Consider the following 15477-nt stretch of genomic DNA (forward strand, 5'->3'; position numbering starts at 1 on the left):
AATCAAAAAATACACAGGGAGCGTGGTTTACCGACTGTCATCTATTGCAGGCCCATCATGATTACGCCAACAACTCCCTCGCCCATCATTTCGCAACCCATCCCGTCACCGGACAACATCAAACCGCCGATTTCGTTCGCCGACAGCGGCGTATATTCGGCCGAGTGGGATAAATACAATCAGCCGGCCCCCAGGCCGCAGCCGACCAGTGATCAAGAGCGGTTCGAAACGTGGAAGCTGCAAAACGCTGGCAAATCGTCGCAATGGAAACTCGATAATCTCCCGGATTACGCGCCCCCCTCATACGCCGAAGAAATAAGAGCATTCCACGGACACCCTGGTGGAGCCCCCTCCTCCGACTACCGAGGTTCCTTCGTTCGAAACCCGGCGCTCGAAAACCACATAACGGATACCGTCCCCCCTGTTACGGGCCCGAGACACCTTGTGGCAGCGCACGTCAAACATCAGATAAAACAGCAATTTGGATTAGATGTTGATCCAGATAAAACCTACTTGACGACCATCGCTTACGACCACACTTCGCACAAGCGCCCCCACAAGGGATATATCATAAGAAAAATCTCACTCACCGATGCAGCCATGCGAAACATCCAGGGCGAAGAACTACCGTCAGGCATGCCGCTGTTTAGATATTCAACCTATAAGAACGGCAAGCCCAGCTTTGATATACAAGAAAGCTCAAGGCACTCTAAAGACCAGCCCAGTATCAACGGCGTCTTCAATGCGCCTGACGGAGAAAGGATTTCAACGCACTACACAGGCATTTATACCGAGCCCGGCAGTTCGTCTCCCAACGCATACAGCGCTGAAAACCAGGTTCCCCTGTCGCCTGACGACTTTATGAAAATGACGTGGGACCACGCCTATAAAAAGCCATACGACACATACATTGATCAGTATTGGGACACCAACCGAAAAGCGTATCCGACACGTATAAAGTTTAATTTCTTACAGGCCGCCAGCCAGCAATATCACAATCACTCCCTGAGCAAAGAAGACCTGCTACTCGCTGAGCGGGCGGCCGGAACGCCACACGGCAAATCATTCGCACAACTCACACCTGACGATCTCAACAAGCCCTATCAGCCAGACCCTGACCTGGAAATAAAATTCCTCAGTTACAGCGGCGCCCAGTCTTCAGACGTATTCTATGTTCGCGACAAGAAAACCCAGAGAACGCTGCTCTTCATGCCAGGAAACGACCCACAAATCATTCCGTCCGACTCACCCAAAGAAATGAATAAGTGGCTCGGCGCACACATTGCCGCCCCCCATAATGAAAACTCATTTTTAAGTCATTTCCTTATGGACGACGCACCCAGCACCCTGTTTTACGGCGGCATTCAAAAGCGCTTGCAGATCCACCAAAACCTGGCAAAAGAACAAGGTGCCGATGCCTACTACGAACGGCTCCACGCCTGGGAAGAAGGAGGTATGTTCGCCGGAAAGACCGTGGACGACCCCTTCAAGGAAACTCAGAAACGCACCGAGTCTGCCACTCGATCAGACGCGTATTACCAATTCGTGCTCAATTCAGACCATACAAAAAACACCGTCATCCGAGCGTTGGGGTATCTGAGTTTGGGCACCACGGTGCTTGCGCCACTAGGGTTCGCCTTCCCCCCTGTAGGTTATCTACTGACCGCTTTCTCGTTAGGGACGGGATTGGGGCGGGTGGGTATCGGAATAGATGACACGGTCAATAACCGGCCTGGCGGACCTGATCGCATACTCGACGGTGCCTGGCGAGCCGTGACACCCATTGCGACGAGCGCCCTTGGCAACGCAGCGGCGCCGTTCTCCAACGCGGTTAAAACCTTTGCACTCAAACCATGACGCACGGATTGAATTCATACCGACATAAATATGGCCGCAGTGGCAGAATCCTGCTTTTGCGGCCAATAAACTCATAGGACTGCCATGCAATTGATCACTACCAACCTGATCGTCAACCCATGTGACGAAGAAGAAGACAACATGGCCATGCTCTGCTGCCACGGTCAAAGCGGCGAGATGTTCATGCTGACCCGCTACCCCGATGAAGATGAAGTGGAGCTGACCTGGGATTACGAGCCGTCCACCCTGGATGGGCTGAAGGTCACGCTGAGTGACACGACCTTGCGGGTAGAGCTGGCAGCGGGTGATGCCGACGCAATGGGTGGCAAGGATCTCCTGGCGATCACCCACGCCACGGCCGCATCGGACCTGGCCGAGGTGGAGGAAACCTTGCAAAACATCCTCAAAGGCACTGGCACCTACGTCCGGGCGTGATTGCCTCCCACACAAAATTCCTACAGGTTTTGCCAAAAATACTCGTTACGCCGTTAGTCGCCACCCCCCTCGATGCATTAAAGTAAGCCTCCCAAGCCCGGCGTTGCGTCTCGACCACCGGGCTCATCTCTCCAGGAACCGTCATCGATGGAACATCGTGAAGCGCTGCTTGCGCTGCGAACTTTTCTTTCTACGCAGATTCTCGGCCAGGAAAAACTCATCGATCGCCTGTTGATCGCCTTGCTTGCCGACGGCCATATGCTGGTAGAAGGCGCGCCGGGCCTGGCCAAGACCAAGGCCATCAAGGAGTTGGCCGAAGGTATTGAAGCGCAGTTCCATCGTATCCAGTTCACCCCCGACCTGTTGCCCGCCGACATCACCGGTACCGAGATCTATCGCCCCGAAACCGGCAGTTTCGTGTTCCAGCAAGGGCCGATCTTTCACAACCTGGTGCTGGCGGACGAAATCAACCGCGCCCCGGCCAAGGTGCAGTCGGCCTTGCTCGAAGCCATGGCCGAGCGCCAGGTCAGTGTGGGCCGCAGTACTTACGAGCTGTCGCCGCTGTTTTTGGTGATGGCCACGCAAAACCCCATCGAGCAGGAAGGCACCTACCCGCTGCCCGAAGCCCAGCTCGACCGTTTCCTGATGCACGTCAAGATCGGTTTCCCGGACGCTGCCGTGGAGCGGCGCATCCTGCAGCAGGCCCGTGGCGAGGCGCTCAATGGTGAAACCAAACCCGAGCGCCGCGTCAGCCAGCAGGCGATCTTTGCCGCACGCAAGGAAATCCTCGGGCTGTACATGGCCGATGCGGTGGAGGAATACCTCGTGCAACTGGTCATGGCCACACGCACCCCGGCCAAATTCGACCCGGAAATGGCCGAGTGGATTGCCTACGGCGCCAGCCCACGCGGCTCGATCGCCCTTGACCGCTGCGCCCGTGCCCATGCTTGGCTGGCCGGGCGTGACTTCGTCAGCCCGGAAGATATCCAGGCGGTGCTGTTCGACGTGCTGCGCCATCGCATCATTCTATCGTTCGAGGCCGAAGCTGCCGGGATTGACCAAGACCGCGTAGTGCAACGCATTCTCGACGTCGTTGCCGTCGCTTGAAATCGATAAACGCAAGCTTAGGCGTCCGCGTCACGCTCGGCGAATTGATTGAGATGCGCCACCGCGTGCGCGAAGTGCAGCTGTTTTCCACGCCGAGCCAACGCAGCCCACTGATCGGCCTGCACCACTCCAAGCTGCGCGGGCGCGGGGTCGACTTCGACCAGGTACGCGTCTACCAGGCTGGCGACGATGTGCGCACCATCGATTGGCGCGTGACTGCGCGCACCCAGGAACCGCACACCAAGCTGTTCCACGAAGAGCGCGAACGCCCGATTTTCATCATGGTCGAGCAAAGCTGCCGCTTGTTTTTCGGTTCGGGACAGATGTTCAAGTCGGTGCTCGCAGCCCAGGCGGCCAGCCTGATCGGCTGGGCGGCGCTAGGGCATAACGACCGCGTCGGCGGGCTGGTCTTCGGCGACAACGAGCACTACGAAATCAAACCGCGACGCAGCAAGCAAAGCCTGCTGCAACTGCTCAACCGCCTGGTGCGGGTCAACCAGAGCCTGAACACCGAAAGCCACCCGGAAACCGACGCCCTGGGCATGGCCCTGCGCCGTGGCCGTGAAGTGCTGCGCCCGGGCAGCCTGGTGATCGTGATCTGCGACGAGCGCGCACTGACCGAAGGCGCCGAACAACAACTGAGCCTGTTGTCACGCCACTGCGACCTGCTGCTGTTGCCGATCTCCGACCCGCTCGACCATGCCCTGCCCGCCGCCGGGCTGCTGCGCTTTGCCGAGCGCGGTGCGCAACTGGAACTGGACACGCTGAACTTCGATTTGCGCCAGGCCTACAAGGCCCAGGCCGAAGCGCGCATCGCCCGCTGGGAGCTGCTCGCGCAGAAACTGCGGGTATTGCTGATGCCCTTGAGCACCCAGAGCGAAATGGTCGAGCAACTGCGCGAATACCTCAACCCGCAACGTCCGGTTAAAAAGCAATGAGCAGCCTCGACCAACTCCAACCGCTGATCGCCCCGCCCGCGATCAGCTTCTGGCCGCCCGCGCCAGGCTGGTGGCTGTTGCTGCTGGTGATCCCGCTGCTGGGCTGGGGCGTGTGGTCGCTGCGCCGTTTCCTGCCCGCGCAGCGCCCCATGTCCCGCGCCGAACAACCGCTGGACCCGCTGCGCATCGCCGCCCTGGCCGAACTGGCGCTGATGCCCAAACCCTACGACGGCGCGCCGGCCGGGGCCTGGTTGCAGCAACTCAATGGCTTGCTCAAGCGCTTATGCCGCAACGACTACCCCTACAGCCAGAGCCACACCCTCAATGGCCGCAAATGGCTGGCGTTTCTCGATAACCGCTGCCCCGCCGCCGGCCTCACGCGCTGGATGGTGCTGGTGGAAGGCGCCTATAAACCCGAATGCAAACTCGACGACAAAGCCATCGCCGGCCTGACCCAGGCGGTCGACACCTGGATTCGCAAACATGTTTGAGTTCGCCTGGCCGTGGATCTTCGCCCTGTTGCCACTGCCCTGGCTGATGCGCCTGTTGCTGCCGGCAGCCGACAGCGGTGAGCCAGCGCTGAAAGTCAGCTACCTCAGCGACCTCGAAGGCCTGGCGGGCCGCCGTGCCCGCTCGAACCTGCCGGGCTGGCGGCAACAGGCGCCTTTCGTCGTGCTGTGGCTGCTGCTGTTGACCGCCGCCGCCCGCCCGGAATGGCTCGGTGAGCCGCTGCCGATTGCCGCCAGTGGCCGCGATTTACTGGTGGCAGTGGACGTGTCCGGCTCCATGGATTTTCCCGACATGCACTGGCAGGACGAAGACGTCAGCCGCCTGACCTTGGTCAAGCACCTGCTCGGCGATTTTCTTGAAGGGCGCGAAGGCGATCGTGTCGGCCTGATCCTGTTCGGCAGCCAAGCCTACCTGCAAGCGCCGCTGACCTTCGACCGCCGCACGGTACGCACCTGGCTCGATGAAGCGCGCATCGGCATCGCCGGCAAGAACACCGCCATCGGAGACGCCATCGGCCTGGCCTTGAAACGCCTGCGCCAGCGCCCGGCACAAAGCCGTGTACTGATCCTAGTGACGGACGGCGCCAACAACGGAGGCCGGATCGACCCACTGACCGCCGCACGCCTGGCCGCTGAAGAAGGCGTGAAGATCTACCCGATCGGTATCGGCGCCGATCCTGAACAAACCGGCTCCCTCGGCATCCTGGGCGTCAACCCGAGCCTGGATCTCGACGAACCGGCGCTCAAGGCTATCGCCGAGACTACCGGTGGCCGCTACTTCCGTGCCCGCGATGGCGCAGAGCTGCAAGCGGTCAAGGAAACCCTCGACCAACTCGAACCCGTCGAACAGCAACCCACCCAGGCGCGCCCGGCGCAGGCGCTGTACAGCGGGCCCCTGGCATTGGCGCTGATTCTCAGCCTGTTGCTGGTGGTGCAGGAGCGCTGGCCGGACAACGCCCTGCAACGGCTGTTCGACAAACTGTCGAGCAAGGGGCATTTTCTGCAACAACACCCTGAATGGCGCCAGCGCCTCAAACGCCTGCGTTTGCGGAGGCGTCGATGATCGACCTGTGGCCGCACTGGTTCCGTCCCTGGTGGCTGTTGCTGCTGCCGCTGCTCGGCTGGTTGCTGTGGCAACTCTGGCATCGACAAAAGCGCGCCGGGCGCTGGCAGATGATCCTGCCGCCGGCGTTCCATGCCGTGCTGCTCAGCGGTGGCAACGGGCGCGAAAGCAAATCGCCGTGGGTGCTGCTCGGTATCGCCTGGCTGCTGGCGGTGCTGGCCTTGCTCGGCCCCAGTTGGCAACGGGTGGAGCAGGCCAGCCAGAAGCCTTCCGATCCGCTGGTGGTGCTGCTCGAACTGACCCCGCAAATGCTCGCCACCGACAGCCCACCCAGCCGCCTGGAACAGGCGCGGCGCAAACTGTATGACTTGTTGCAGGCGCGCAGCGACGCACAAACCGCCATCGTCGTGTATGCCGGCAGCGCCCACACCCTGGTGCCGCTGTCGGACGACCTGGCCACCAGCCGCAACCTGCTCGAAGCGCTACGCCCCTCGTTGATGCCTGAACCCGGCCACCGCGCCGACCTGGCCGTGGAGAAAGCCCTGGACCTGCTCAAGCACGGCGGCCTCGGCCAGGGCCGCCTGTTGCTGATCGGCTCATCGCTGTCCAAGCAGGAGCGCCAGGGCATCCGCTTGCTGCTGCAAGGCGGCCAGGCGCCAAGCCTGTCGATCCTCGGCATCGGCAGTCGCGAAGGCACCCCGGTGACCCTGGAGAGCGGCGAGTTCCTCAAGGACGAACAGGGTGCAATCCTAGTACCGCGCCTCGACAGCCCGACCCTCAAAGCCTTCGCCGACGAAATGGGCGGCCGCTACCGTGCCGCGCGCCTGGACGACAAGGACCTGCGCCAACTCGGCATGCTCGACGCGCCGCAGGCCCTGCGCAACGACGGCCAACTGCTGCACCTCGACACCTGGGCCGACCAGGGTTACTGGCTGCTGCTGCCGCTGTTGCTGCTGGCGGCCTGCGCCGGGCGCCGTGGCTGGCTGTTCTGCCTGCCATTGCTGCTATTGGGCGCGCCGCAGCCCAGCTATGCCTTCGAACTCCAGGACCTGTGGCTGCGCCCCGACCAGCAAGGCCAGTACCTGCTGAAGAAAAAACGCCCCGCCGAAGCCGCCGAACACTTCAAAGACCCGCAATGGCAAGGCGTGGCGCTGTACGAGGCGGGTAACTACGCCGAAGCCATCAAGCGCTTTGCCGAGGGCAGCGACGCCTACTCCCACTACAATCGCGGCAACGCGCTGGCCAGGTCCGGTGAGCTGGAAGCGGCCATCGACGCCTACGAGCAGGCGCTGGAAGCCCAGCCTGATCTGCTGCCGGCCCTGAAAAACAAGGCACTGGTGGAAAGCCTGATACAACAACAGGCGCAGCCCGAGTCGACCAAGCCTGCAAAAAACGAAGATGACGAAACCACCCAACCCGGCCAAACTGCGCAACCGGGCACCAGCGGGCAAAGTGCCACGAGTGGCGAGCCATCGTCCCCCAGCCAAGGCGAGGCCGGCACCGGCGACACCCAGGCCGGCGCCACGCCACAGGCGGGCGGTAATGACGTGCCAGGCAGCGAACTGGGGGATGAGCAAACCACCACCCCGCCGCTGCGCCCGAGCGACGCCAGCCTGGACGATGAACATCGCCAGGCCCTGGAACAATGGCTGCAGGAGATCCCGGACAACCCCGGCGAACTGCTGCGCCGCAAATTCTGGTACGAACAGCAACAGCATCAGGACAAGACTCGATGAGCCGCCGCACCACCCTTCTGCTTCTGCTCGCGTTATCGGCAGGCCACGCCCAGGCGGCGAACCTGGTCGCGAGCGTCGACCGCAGCCGCCTCAACGCCGGGGAAACGGTGGAGCTGACGGTGGAATCCAGCGACGTCACCCAGTTCGGCAAACCCGACCTGTCGCCGCTGGATGCGCAGTTCGAAGTCAGCGGCACCCGCCAGATCAACCAACTCACCACCCTCGGCGGCGACAACCACGCCACCACGCGCTGGATCATCACTCTGCTGCCCAAGGAAAACGGCACCGTGGTGATCCCGCCATTGCAAGTGGGTGAATACACGACCCAGCCGATCAGCCTGCAAGTGTTGGAAACCACCAGCCAGGACACCAACGCCGAACTCGCGCCGGTGTTCGTCGAGTCCAACCTCGACCAGAACAGCGTGTACGTTCAAGCCCAGACGCTGTTGACGGTACGCGTGTATCACTCGGTGTCGCTGTACGACGACAGCAGCCTCACACCGCTGCAGATTCCCGACGCGCGTATCGAGCAACTGGGCGAATCGCGCACCTACGAGAAAGTCATCAACAGCATTCGCCATGGCGTGATCGAAACCCGCTACGCGATCTACCCGCAGCACAGCGGCAACCTGACGATTGCGGCGCAGACCTTCAGCGCAACCTTGGTGGAATCGCGCCCGCCGCAGGAGAACACGCTGCAAGGCACCAAGCCGGGCAAGCTGATTCACGTCAGCACCGCGCCCATCGAGTTGACGGTCAAACCCAAGCCCGAGTTGTACCCCGCCGATGCGCCGTGGCTACCGGCACGCAGCCTGACCCTGAGCGAAAACTGGAACCCCGAGCCGGACCACGTGCAGATCGGCGATTCCCTGACCCGCAGCTTGACGGTCAAGGCCGAAGGCCTGTCCAGCGCACAACTGCCGGGGTTGCCGAGCACCGAGATCAATGGTCTGCGCCGCTACCCGGACCAACCGGTACTCGGCAACCAGAACAACGACCGTGGCCTGATCGGCAGCCGTGAAGACCGCGAAGCCCTGGTACCCACCCGCGCCGGCGCCCTGGAATTGCCGGCGGTGGAAGTGGTGTGGTGGAACACCCATGAAGACCACCTCGAACGCACCAGCCTGCCCGCCCGCACCCTGCAAGTGGCGAATAACCCGAGCCTGGTGGTGGACACGCCCGCCACACCGACCATCATCACCGCCCCCGACGATAGCCGCCTGTGGCTGTGGCAACTGAGCACCCTGCTCCTCGCCTGCACTACATTGCTGGGTTTCGGCCTGTGGTGGCGTGCGCGTCGCCAACCGGCGGTGCAGCGCGCCGCACAAACCGGCCCAAGCCCGCGCACCCTGCTCGACGACCTCAAGCGCGCGACCCAGGCCAACGACCCCCAGGCCACCCGCCAGGCCCTCGACGCCTGGGCCAGGCAACAACCGGAAACCCTGGCCGACATGGCCGCGCGCTTCGTGCCGCTGTCCGATGCACTGGACGGTCTGAACGGCGCGCTGTACAGCGAAAGCGGCCACTACTGGCTGGGTGAAGAACTGTGGCGCGCGGTTAAAGCCATTCCGATGGCCGAACGCGAGCAAGACCCGACGACCGATACCACCAGCTTGCCGCCGTTGTATCCCAAATAGCCCCCCTCCCGATACGTCGCGAATCGAGAGTCGGGTGCGGTGATTGGCCAGTCAACACTGAGCAAGCGGACCCACCGCCACCCCGATAGCGGTGTATCAGTCAATTATGATGTTGTCTGACACGCCGCCATCGGGGGCAAGCCCCCTCCCACATTCGATCTGCGTCGCCTGGTCGACAATGTCCCGAACCCTGTCCGACCGCGCCCTGAATTGCCTGCCAGCCAAGGCATAACACACACCGCATACCCCTGTGGGAGGGGGCTTGCCCCCGATGGCGGTGGGCCAGACAACACTGAGCAAGCGGACCACCGCCATCGCAGCAAGCCCCCTCCCACACTGGATCTGCGTCGTCTGGAGCAGCGTGTTCGCAATACAGGTAAACTCCTCTCCTTTTCATCTTCTCCACGGAGCTCGCCTTGCGTCTGTTTCACACCTCCGACTGGCACCTTGGGCAAAACCTGCATGGCCAGGAACGCGACTTCGAACACGCCTGTTTCCTCGAGTGGCTGCTGCGCCAGCTCGGCGCGCACACGCCGGATGTGCTGTTGATCGCCGGCGATATCTTCGACACGGTCAACCCGCCGCTCAAAGCCCAGGAGCGCCTGTACGATTTCATCATCAGCGCCCACGAACAAAACCCCAATCTCACGATTGTGATGATCGCTGGCAACCACGACTCCGGCTCGCGCATCGAATTGCCCGCACCGTTGATGCGCCGCTTGCGCACCCATGCCTTGGGCCGGGTGTTGTGGCTGGATGACGGGCAACTGGATGCCGAGCGGTTGCTGATCCCGCTGCCCGGCGCCGACGGCAAGATCGCCGCCTGGTGCCTGGCGCTGCCATTTCTGCGCCCGGCGGAAGTCACCGGGGCGCACCTGGGCGACGACTACCTGCGCGGCATTGGCCAGGTGCATGAATGGCTGATCGCAGCCGCCAACGCCAAGCGCCAGCCGGGCCAGGCGCTGGTTGCCATCAGCCATGCGCATATGGCCGGCGGTTCGGTGTCGGAAGACTCCGAGCGCAGCCTGATCATCGGCAATGCCGAAGCGCTGCCCGCCAGCCTGTTCGACGCCAGCGTCAGCTATGTCGCCCTCGGCCATCTGCACAAGCCGCAGCGGGTCAACGGCGAAGAACGCATTCGCTACAGCGGCTCGCCAATCCCATTGTCGTTTTCCGAAATCGGCTATCAGCACCAGATTCTCGACGTGACCTTCGACGGCGAAGCCCTGCTCAGCGTCGAACCGCGCCTGATCCCGCGCGCGGTCAACCTGCAACGCCTGGAAGCCGCGCCCCTGGCCGACATCCTCAAGCAATTGGGCGAGCTGCCCGACATCGACCTGCTCGCCGAAACCCAGCGCCAGCCCTGGCTGGAAGTGCGGGTACGCCTCGACGAACCGCAGCCCGACCTGCGCCAGCAAATCGAAACCGCCCTGCAAGGCAAAGCCGTGCGCCTGGTGCGCATCGCCGCCGAGTACGCCGGCAAACGCGGCAGCGACGACTCGAACGACGAGCGCTTGATCGAACTCGACCAGCTCACCCCTCAGGAGCTGTTCAGCCGCGCCTGGCAGGACAACTACGGCAGTGAAGTGGATGAACAGACCTTGAAGGATTTCGCGGTGCTGCTCCAGGAAGTGCAACAGGAGGGCGAACAGCCATGAAGATCCTCGCCATCCGCCTGAAAAACCTCGCCTCCCTGGCCGGCCCGTTTGAGATCGACTTTACCGCCGAGCCCCTGGCCAGCGCCGGTTTGTTCGCGATTACCGGGCCGACCGGCGCCGGCAAAAGCACCTTGCTCGACGCGCTGTGCCTGGCGCTGTTTGGTGCCGTGCCGCGCCTGGGCGATACCGGCCAGGCCAAGATGCCCGACGCCGACAGCGATATTTCCATCGGCGACCCGCGCACACTGCTGCGACGCGGCACCGGCGGCGGCTATGCGGAGGTGGATTTTGTCGGCGTCAACGGCCGCCGCTACCGCGCGCGCTGGGAAGCCAACCGCGCCCGCGACAAAGCCAGCGGCAAGTTGCAGAACAGCCGGCAGAGCCTGATCGACCTGGACAGCGACCAACTGTTGGCGAGCCAGAAAACCGAATACAAGACCCAACTGGAATTGGCCCTGGGCCTGAACTTCGAGCAGTTCACCCGCGCCGTGTTGCTGGCGCAAAGCGAGTTCAGTGCCTTCCTCAAGGCCAACGACAACGAGCGCAGCGAACTGCTGGAAAAGCTCACCGACACTGCGCTTTACACCCAGCTCGGCCGTCGCGCGTTCGACAAGGCCAAGGACGCCAAGGACGCCCACAAACAACTGCAGGACCAGGCCACCGGCGTGGTGCCCCTGGCCCCGGAGGCCCGCGCCGAACTGGACCAACAGTTGGCCCAGGCGCAACAACAGCTCAAGACCGAGCAAGCCCAGCTCAAGCAACTGGAGCTGCAGCACACCTGGCTCAAGGAACTGCGCGAATGGCAGGAGCGCCAGCTCAGTGCCGTCGAACAGTTGCAGCAAGCCCAGCAACACTGGGACAACCAAGGTCCGCAGCGCGAGGACTTGAGCCGCCTGGAACAGTTGGCACCGCAGCGCCATCACTTCGCGCGCCAGGCGGAACTCGACACCGTGCTCACGCCGCTGGCGGCGCACATTCAAGCGCATATCGAGCAGCAAACCGATCTGCATGAGCGCCAGGAACAAGCCCAACAGCAGCAGGCATCCGCCCAAACGGCGCTGGCCGCGGCCCTGAAAGATCAGGCCGACGCCGTGCCTTTGCTGCGCCAGGCCTTCGAGGAACAGAACACCCTCGCCCACTTGACCAAGGAACTGGCCAAGCGCAACGAGGACCAGCAACAGCACGAAACCGCCTGCGCCGAAGGTCAGGCCTTGCTCAAGGGGTTGCAGGAAAAGCACAGCCACGTCGCCGAGCGCCTGCAACGTCTGGCCACCGGCCTGGAACGCAGCGCCGCCCTCGCACCGTTGAGCGAGGCCTGGAACGTCTACCGCGACCGCCTGCAACAATTGATGCTGATCGGCAATCGCCTGAACAAGGGCCAGGCCGAACTGCCGCAACTTGAACAGCGCGCCACCGCCGCCGCCGAGAAGTTCGCCCAACAACGCGACGCCCTCGACTTGCTGTACCAGGAAGCCGGTGCCGAGCCTCACGCCGTCGCCGAACAGATCCAGTTGCTCGCCAGCCTGCTGCAAGACAATCGCAAGCAGCAACGCGCCTTTGAAGACCTGACCCGGCTGTGGGACAGCCAGCAACAGCTGGACCAGCAAGCGGCCTTATTGACGCAGAAACTGTCGGACGCCCAACAACAACGCGACCGGTTGAACCAGACCGGCCTGCACACCAAAGCCGAACTCACGGTCGCCGAACAAACCCTGACGGTGACCAAGCAGTTGCTGGAGCGCCAGCGTCTGGCGCGCAGTGCCAGCGTCGAAGAGTTGCGCGAGCAATTGCAGGATGGTCAGCCCTGCCCGGTGTGCGGCAGCCATGAGCATCCGTATCACCAGCCCGAAGCGTTGCTGCACAGCCTCGGTCGCCACGACGAAAACGAAGAGGCCATGGCGCAGCAAGCCGTCGACAGCCTCAAGGAAAAACTCACCGAACTGCGCGGCGAAGTCGGCGGCTTGATCGCCCAGCAAAAAGAATTCCTGCAACAACAGGAGCAACTGACGACGCAACAGCACGCCCTGGCGCCCAGCCTGGACGCGCACCCGCTGTCGGCCTCGTTGTTCAATCAGGACGGCGCCCGGCGCAGCGACTGGCTGGCCCAGCAGCTCAGTCAACTGACGCAAAACATCAGCCAGGACGAGCAACGCCAAGGCGCCCTGCTCAACCTGCAACAAAACGCCGGGCGCCTGCAGCAACAGCTACAAGCAGCCCAAGACGCCGGCCAGCAAGCTCGCCAACTGCTGATCGACCAGCAACGCGAGCTGGCCAACGACCGCGAACGCCTCGACGAAGAACTGCAGGCCTTCGCCAGCCTGTTGCCGACCGAAACACTGGAAGGGCTGCGCAGCGAACCGGCGGCGACCTTCATGCTGTTGGACCAACAGGTCAGCCAGCGTCTCGAAGAGCTGGCCCACCAGCGCGATGAACTGGCCGAGCAACAAGAGCGTCAGCAGGCGATCGAGAAAGCGCACACCCATCAGCAGCATCGCCAGCAGCAACTTGACGCGTTGCGCCAGCAGGTCAGCGAACTGGCCGCTCAGCAACACGCGGCCCAGGAAAAACTCAGCGGCCTGCTCGGTCAGCACCCGCGTGCCGAAGACTGGCAACAGCAACTCGAAGAGGCCGTGGCGCATTCACGCCAACGCGAAGCCGACGCCAACCAACAGGTGCAGGACATCCGCAACGCGTTGATCCAACTGGCCGCCGACCTCAAGGCCCAGCAGGACCGTCAGCACACGCTGCAATCCGAACAGCAAGCGCTCGCGACGCGCTTGTGCGAGTGGCGCGCCCTGCACCCCGACCTGGACGACGCCGGGCTCAAGCGCCTGCTGGCCTTCGACGACGCCCACGCCAGCGCACTGCGCCAGCAGCTACACAGCAGCGAAAAAGCCGTCGAGCAAGCCAGTGTGCTGCTGCAGGAGCGCGAACAACGCCTGGCCGAGCACCAGGCGCTGCACAACGGCAATCTGGAAGCAGAACAGTTGGACAGCAGCCTGGCGGCGCTCAACCAGCAACTGGCCGACGGCGAAAAACACTGCGCCGAACTGCGCGCGCGGCAATCCGAAGACCAGCGCCGCCAGGACGCCAACCACGCCCTGGACGAACAGATCGCCAAGGCCTATGACGAATGGCAACGCTGGGCGCGCCTCAACGCGCTGATCGGCTCGGCCACCGGCGACACGTTCCGCAAGATCGCCCAGGCCTACAACCTCGATTTGCTGGTGCACCACGCCAACGTGCAACTGCGCCAACTGGTGCGCCGCTACCGCCTCAAACGCGGCGGCAGCATGCTCGGCCTGCTGGTGATGGACACGGAAATGGGCGACGAACTGCGCTCGGTGCATTCATTGTCCGGCGGCGAGACGTTCCTCGTCTCGCTGGCGCTGGCGCTGGGCCTGGCATCGATGGCGTCGAGTACCTTGAAGATCGAGTCGCTGTTTATCGACGAAGGTTTCGGCAGCCTCGACCCGGAATCCCTGCAGTTGGCCATGGACGCACTGGACGGCCTGCAAGCCCAAGGCCGCAAGGTGGCGGTAATTTCCCACGTACAGGAAATGCACGAGCGCATCCCGGTACAGATCCAGGTCAAGCGCCAGGGCAATGGCTTGAGCACCGTGGAGGTGAAGTGAGCGAGGCGCTGCTGTACTCGTTTCGCCGTTGCCCCTATGCGATGCGCGCCCGCCTGGCTTTGCGCTATTGCGGTGTGCCGGTGCGGATTGTCGAAGTCAGCCTCAAGGCCAAGCCGGCCGAGATGCTCGCGCTGTCGCCCAAAGGCACGGTGCCGGTGTTGAGCGTCGACGGCCGGGTGATCGACGAAAGCCTGGACATCATGCGCTGGGCCTTGGCACAAAACGACCCGCAAGACTGGTTGCTCCAGGGTGATCCTGCGGTACTGGCGCTGATTGCCGAGAATGACCAGGGCTTCAAACATCACCTGAATCGATACAAGTATGCCGAACGCTACCCGGAGCAGCCGATGGAACATTATCGAGCCGAAGGTGAGGTGTTTTTGCAGAAGCTGGAGGGGTTGCTGGCAGACCGCGCGTATTTGCTGGCCGATCACCCGAGCCTTGCGGATATGGCCGTGGCGCCGTTTGTGCGGCAGTTTGCGCATGTCGATCGGGAGTGGTTTGCGCGCACGTCATACCGGCGGGTGCAGGCGTGGTTGCAATGGTTTCTGGAGTCGCCGCTGTTTATCGCGGTGATGGCAAAAACCTGAATCGGCCTAAATGAGTGTGGGAGCACGCCTGCTCCCACATGTCGCTCAGTACTGGGTTTTGTGATCCAGTGCGGCGTAGAAGTTGGCACTCTGTTGCAGGTATTTCTGGGTGTAGGCGCTGGTGCTGGATTGTTTGCCGATAACGTTCACGCTGGCGGCAGCCGGCAACGCGACAGTGGCGGAAACAGCGGAGGCGGCGATGATCGAGAAGAGATTGAAGTTCATGTCGGTAACCCTTGTGTTCGTTTGGTTGAGTGGCCGTGGAGGCCTTGGAACTCAACTTACGCCCGAGGGTTGGGCCTTAGAAATGCT

The 15477-nt window shown here is 62.7% G+C and carries 12 protein-coding genes; 11 read left to right on the top strand and 1 reads right to left on the bottom strand.

The window, feature by feature from the left end; translation table 11 throughout:
* Positions 1 to 57 precede the first annotated feature (57 nt).
* The 11 genes from J2Y83_RS15030 to J2Y83_RS15080 all read left to right on the top strand — a co-directional run bounded on the left by J2Y83_RS15030 (position 58) and on the right by J2Y83_RS15080 (position 15165).
* Positions 58 to 1857, top strand: coding sequence for a dermonecrotic toxin domain-containing protein (locus J2Y83_RS15030; RefSeq protein ID WP_253396344.1), 1800 nt, complete (start codon positions 58 to 60; stop codon positions 1855 to 1857).
* An 84-nt stretch (positions 1858 to 1941) separates the two neighbouring features.
* Positions 1942 to 2292, top strand: a complete 351-nt coding sequence (locus J2Y83_RS15035) for a hypothetical protein (protein WP_253396345.1) — start codon at positions 1942 to 1944, stop codon at positions 2290 to 2292.
* 147 nt (positions 2293 to 2439) lie between these two features.
* A complete protein-coding gene (locus tag J2Y83_RS15040) occupies positions 2440 to 3399 on the top strand; it encodes an AAA family ATPase (protein ID WP_017739127.1) in 960 nt (319 codons plus the stop codon).
* Positions 3400 to 3404: 5 nt separating this feature from the next.
* Complete coding sequence (locus J2Y83_RS15045; protein WP_247401648.1) at positions 3405 to 4337, top strand: DUF58 domain-containing protein; 933 nt, start codon at positions 3405 to 3407, stop codon at positions 4335 to 4337.
* Positions 4334 to 4828 carry a DUF4381 domain-containing protein gene (locus J2Y83_RS15050; protein ID WP_253396346.1) on the top strand — a complete coding sequence of 165 codons (495 nt, stop codon included), beginning with the start codon at positions 4334 to 4336 and terminating at the stop codon, positions 4826 to 4828. Before J2Y83_RS15045 ends, J2Y83_RS15050 begins: the two co-directional genes overlap by 4 nt.
* On the top strand, positions 4821 to 5909 hold the full coding sequence (locus J2Y83_RS15055) for a vWA domain-containing protein (protein ID WP_253396347.1): 1089 nt from the start codon (positions 4821 to 4823) through the stop codon (positions 5907 to 5909). The genes J2Y83_RS15050 and J2Y83_RS15055 overlap by 8 nt, the downstream gene beginning before the upstream one ends.
* Positions 5906 to 7645: a tetratricopeptide repeat protein gene (locus tag J2Y83_RS15060; protein WP_253396348.1), complete on the top strand. Its 1740-nt coding sequence runs from the start codon at positions 5906 to 5908 to the stop codon at positions 7643 to 7645. The genes J2Y83_RS15055 and J2Y83_RS15060 overlap by 4 nt, the downstream gene beginning before the upstream one ends.
* A complete protein-coding gene (locus J2Y83_RS15065) occupies positions 7642 to 9282 on the top strand; it encodes a BatD family protein (RefSeq protein WP_253396349.1) in 1641 nt (546 codons plus the stop codon). The genes J2Y83_RS15060 and J2Y83_RS15065 overlap by 4 nt, the downstream gene beginning before the upstream one ends.
* 416 nt (positions 9283 to 9698) lie before the next feature.
* Positions 9699 to 10940 carry an exonuclease SbcCD subunit D C-terminal domain-containing protein gene (locus J2Y83_RS15070; protein ID WP_253396350.1) on the top strand — a complete coding sequence of 414 codons (1242 nt, stop codon included), beginning with the start codon at positions 9699 to 9701 and terminating at the stop codon, positions 10938 to 10940.
* Positions 10937 to 14575 (top strand): AAA family ATPase, encoded by a 3639-nt coding sequence (locus J2Y83_RS15075; RefSeq protein ID WP_253396352.1) that lies wholly within the window; start codon positions 10937 to 10939, stop codon positions 14573 to 14575. Before J2Y83_RS15070 ends, J2Y83_RS15075 begins: the two co-directional genes overlap by 4 nt.
* Positions 14572 to 15165 carry a glutathione S-transferase gene (locus J2Y83_RS15080; RefSeq protein WP_253396354.1) on the top strand — a complete coding sequence of 198 codons (594 nt, stop codon included), beginning with the start codon at positions 14572 to 14574 and terminating at the stop codon, positions 15163 to 15165. Before J2Y83_RS15075 ends, J2Y83_RS15080 begins: the two co-directional genes overlap by 4 nt.
* Positions 15166 to 15210: 45 nt before the next feature.
* On the opposite strand, the gene J2Y83_RS15085 is transcribed toward J2Y83_RS15080, so the two are convergent.
* A complete protein-coding gene (locus J2Y83_RS15085; RefSeq protein ID WP_247407075.1) occupies positions 15211 to 15390 on the bottom strand; it encodes a hypothetical protein in 180 nt (59 codons plus the stop codon).
* Positions 15391 to 15477: the final 87 nt, after the last annotated feature.

This window comes from Pseudomonas marginalis (assembly GCF_024169655.1).
GTDB classification, from domain to species: Bacteria; Pseudomonadota; Gammaproteobacteria; order Pseudomonadales; family Pseudomonadaceae; genus Aquipseudomonas; species Aquipseudomonas paraveronii.

Excerpts from the sequence above, each read along its gene's own strand:
- J2Y83_RS15030 (WP_253396344.1), top strand. The coding sequence starts at position 58 with ATGATTACGCCAACAACTCCCTCGCCCATCATTTCGCAACCCATCCCG.
- J2Y83_RS15035 (WP_253396345.1), top strand. The coding sequence starts at position 1,942 with ATGCAATTGATCACTACCAACCTGATCGTCAACCCATGTGACGAAGAA.
- J2Y83_RS15040 (WP_017739127.1), top strand. The coding sequence starts at position 2,440 with ATGGAACATCGTGAAGCGCTGCTTGCGCTGCGAACTTTTCTTTCTACG.
- J2Y83_RS15050 (WP_253396346.1), top strand. The coding sequence starts at position 4,334 with ATGAGCAGCCTCGACCAACTCCAACCGCTGATCGCCCCGCCCGCGATC.
- J2Y83_RS15055 (WP_253396347.1), top strand. The coding sequence starts at position 4,821 with ATGTTTGAGTTCGCCTGGCCGTGGATCTTCGCCCTGTTGCCACTGCCC.
- J2Y83_RS15060 (WP_253396348.1), top strand. The coding sequence starts at position 5,906 with ATGATCGACCTGTGGCCGCACTGGTTCCGTCCCTGGTGGCTGTTGCTG.
- J2Y83_RS15065 (WP_253396349.1), top strand. The coding sequence starts at position 7,642 with ATGAGCCGCCGCACCACCCTTCTGCTTCTGCTCGCGTTATCGGCAGGC.
- J2Y83_RS15075 (WP_253396352.1), top strand. The coding sequence starts at position 10,937 with ATGAAGATCCTCGCCATCCGCCTGAAAAACCTCGCCTCCCTGGCCGGC.
- J2Y83_RS15085 (WP_247407075.1), bottom strand. The coding sequence starts at position 15,390 with ATGAACTTCAATCTCTTCTCGATCATCGCCGCCTCCGCTGTTTCCGCC.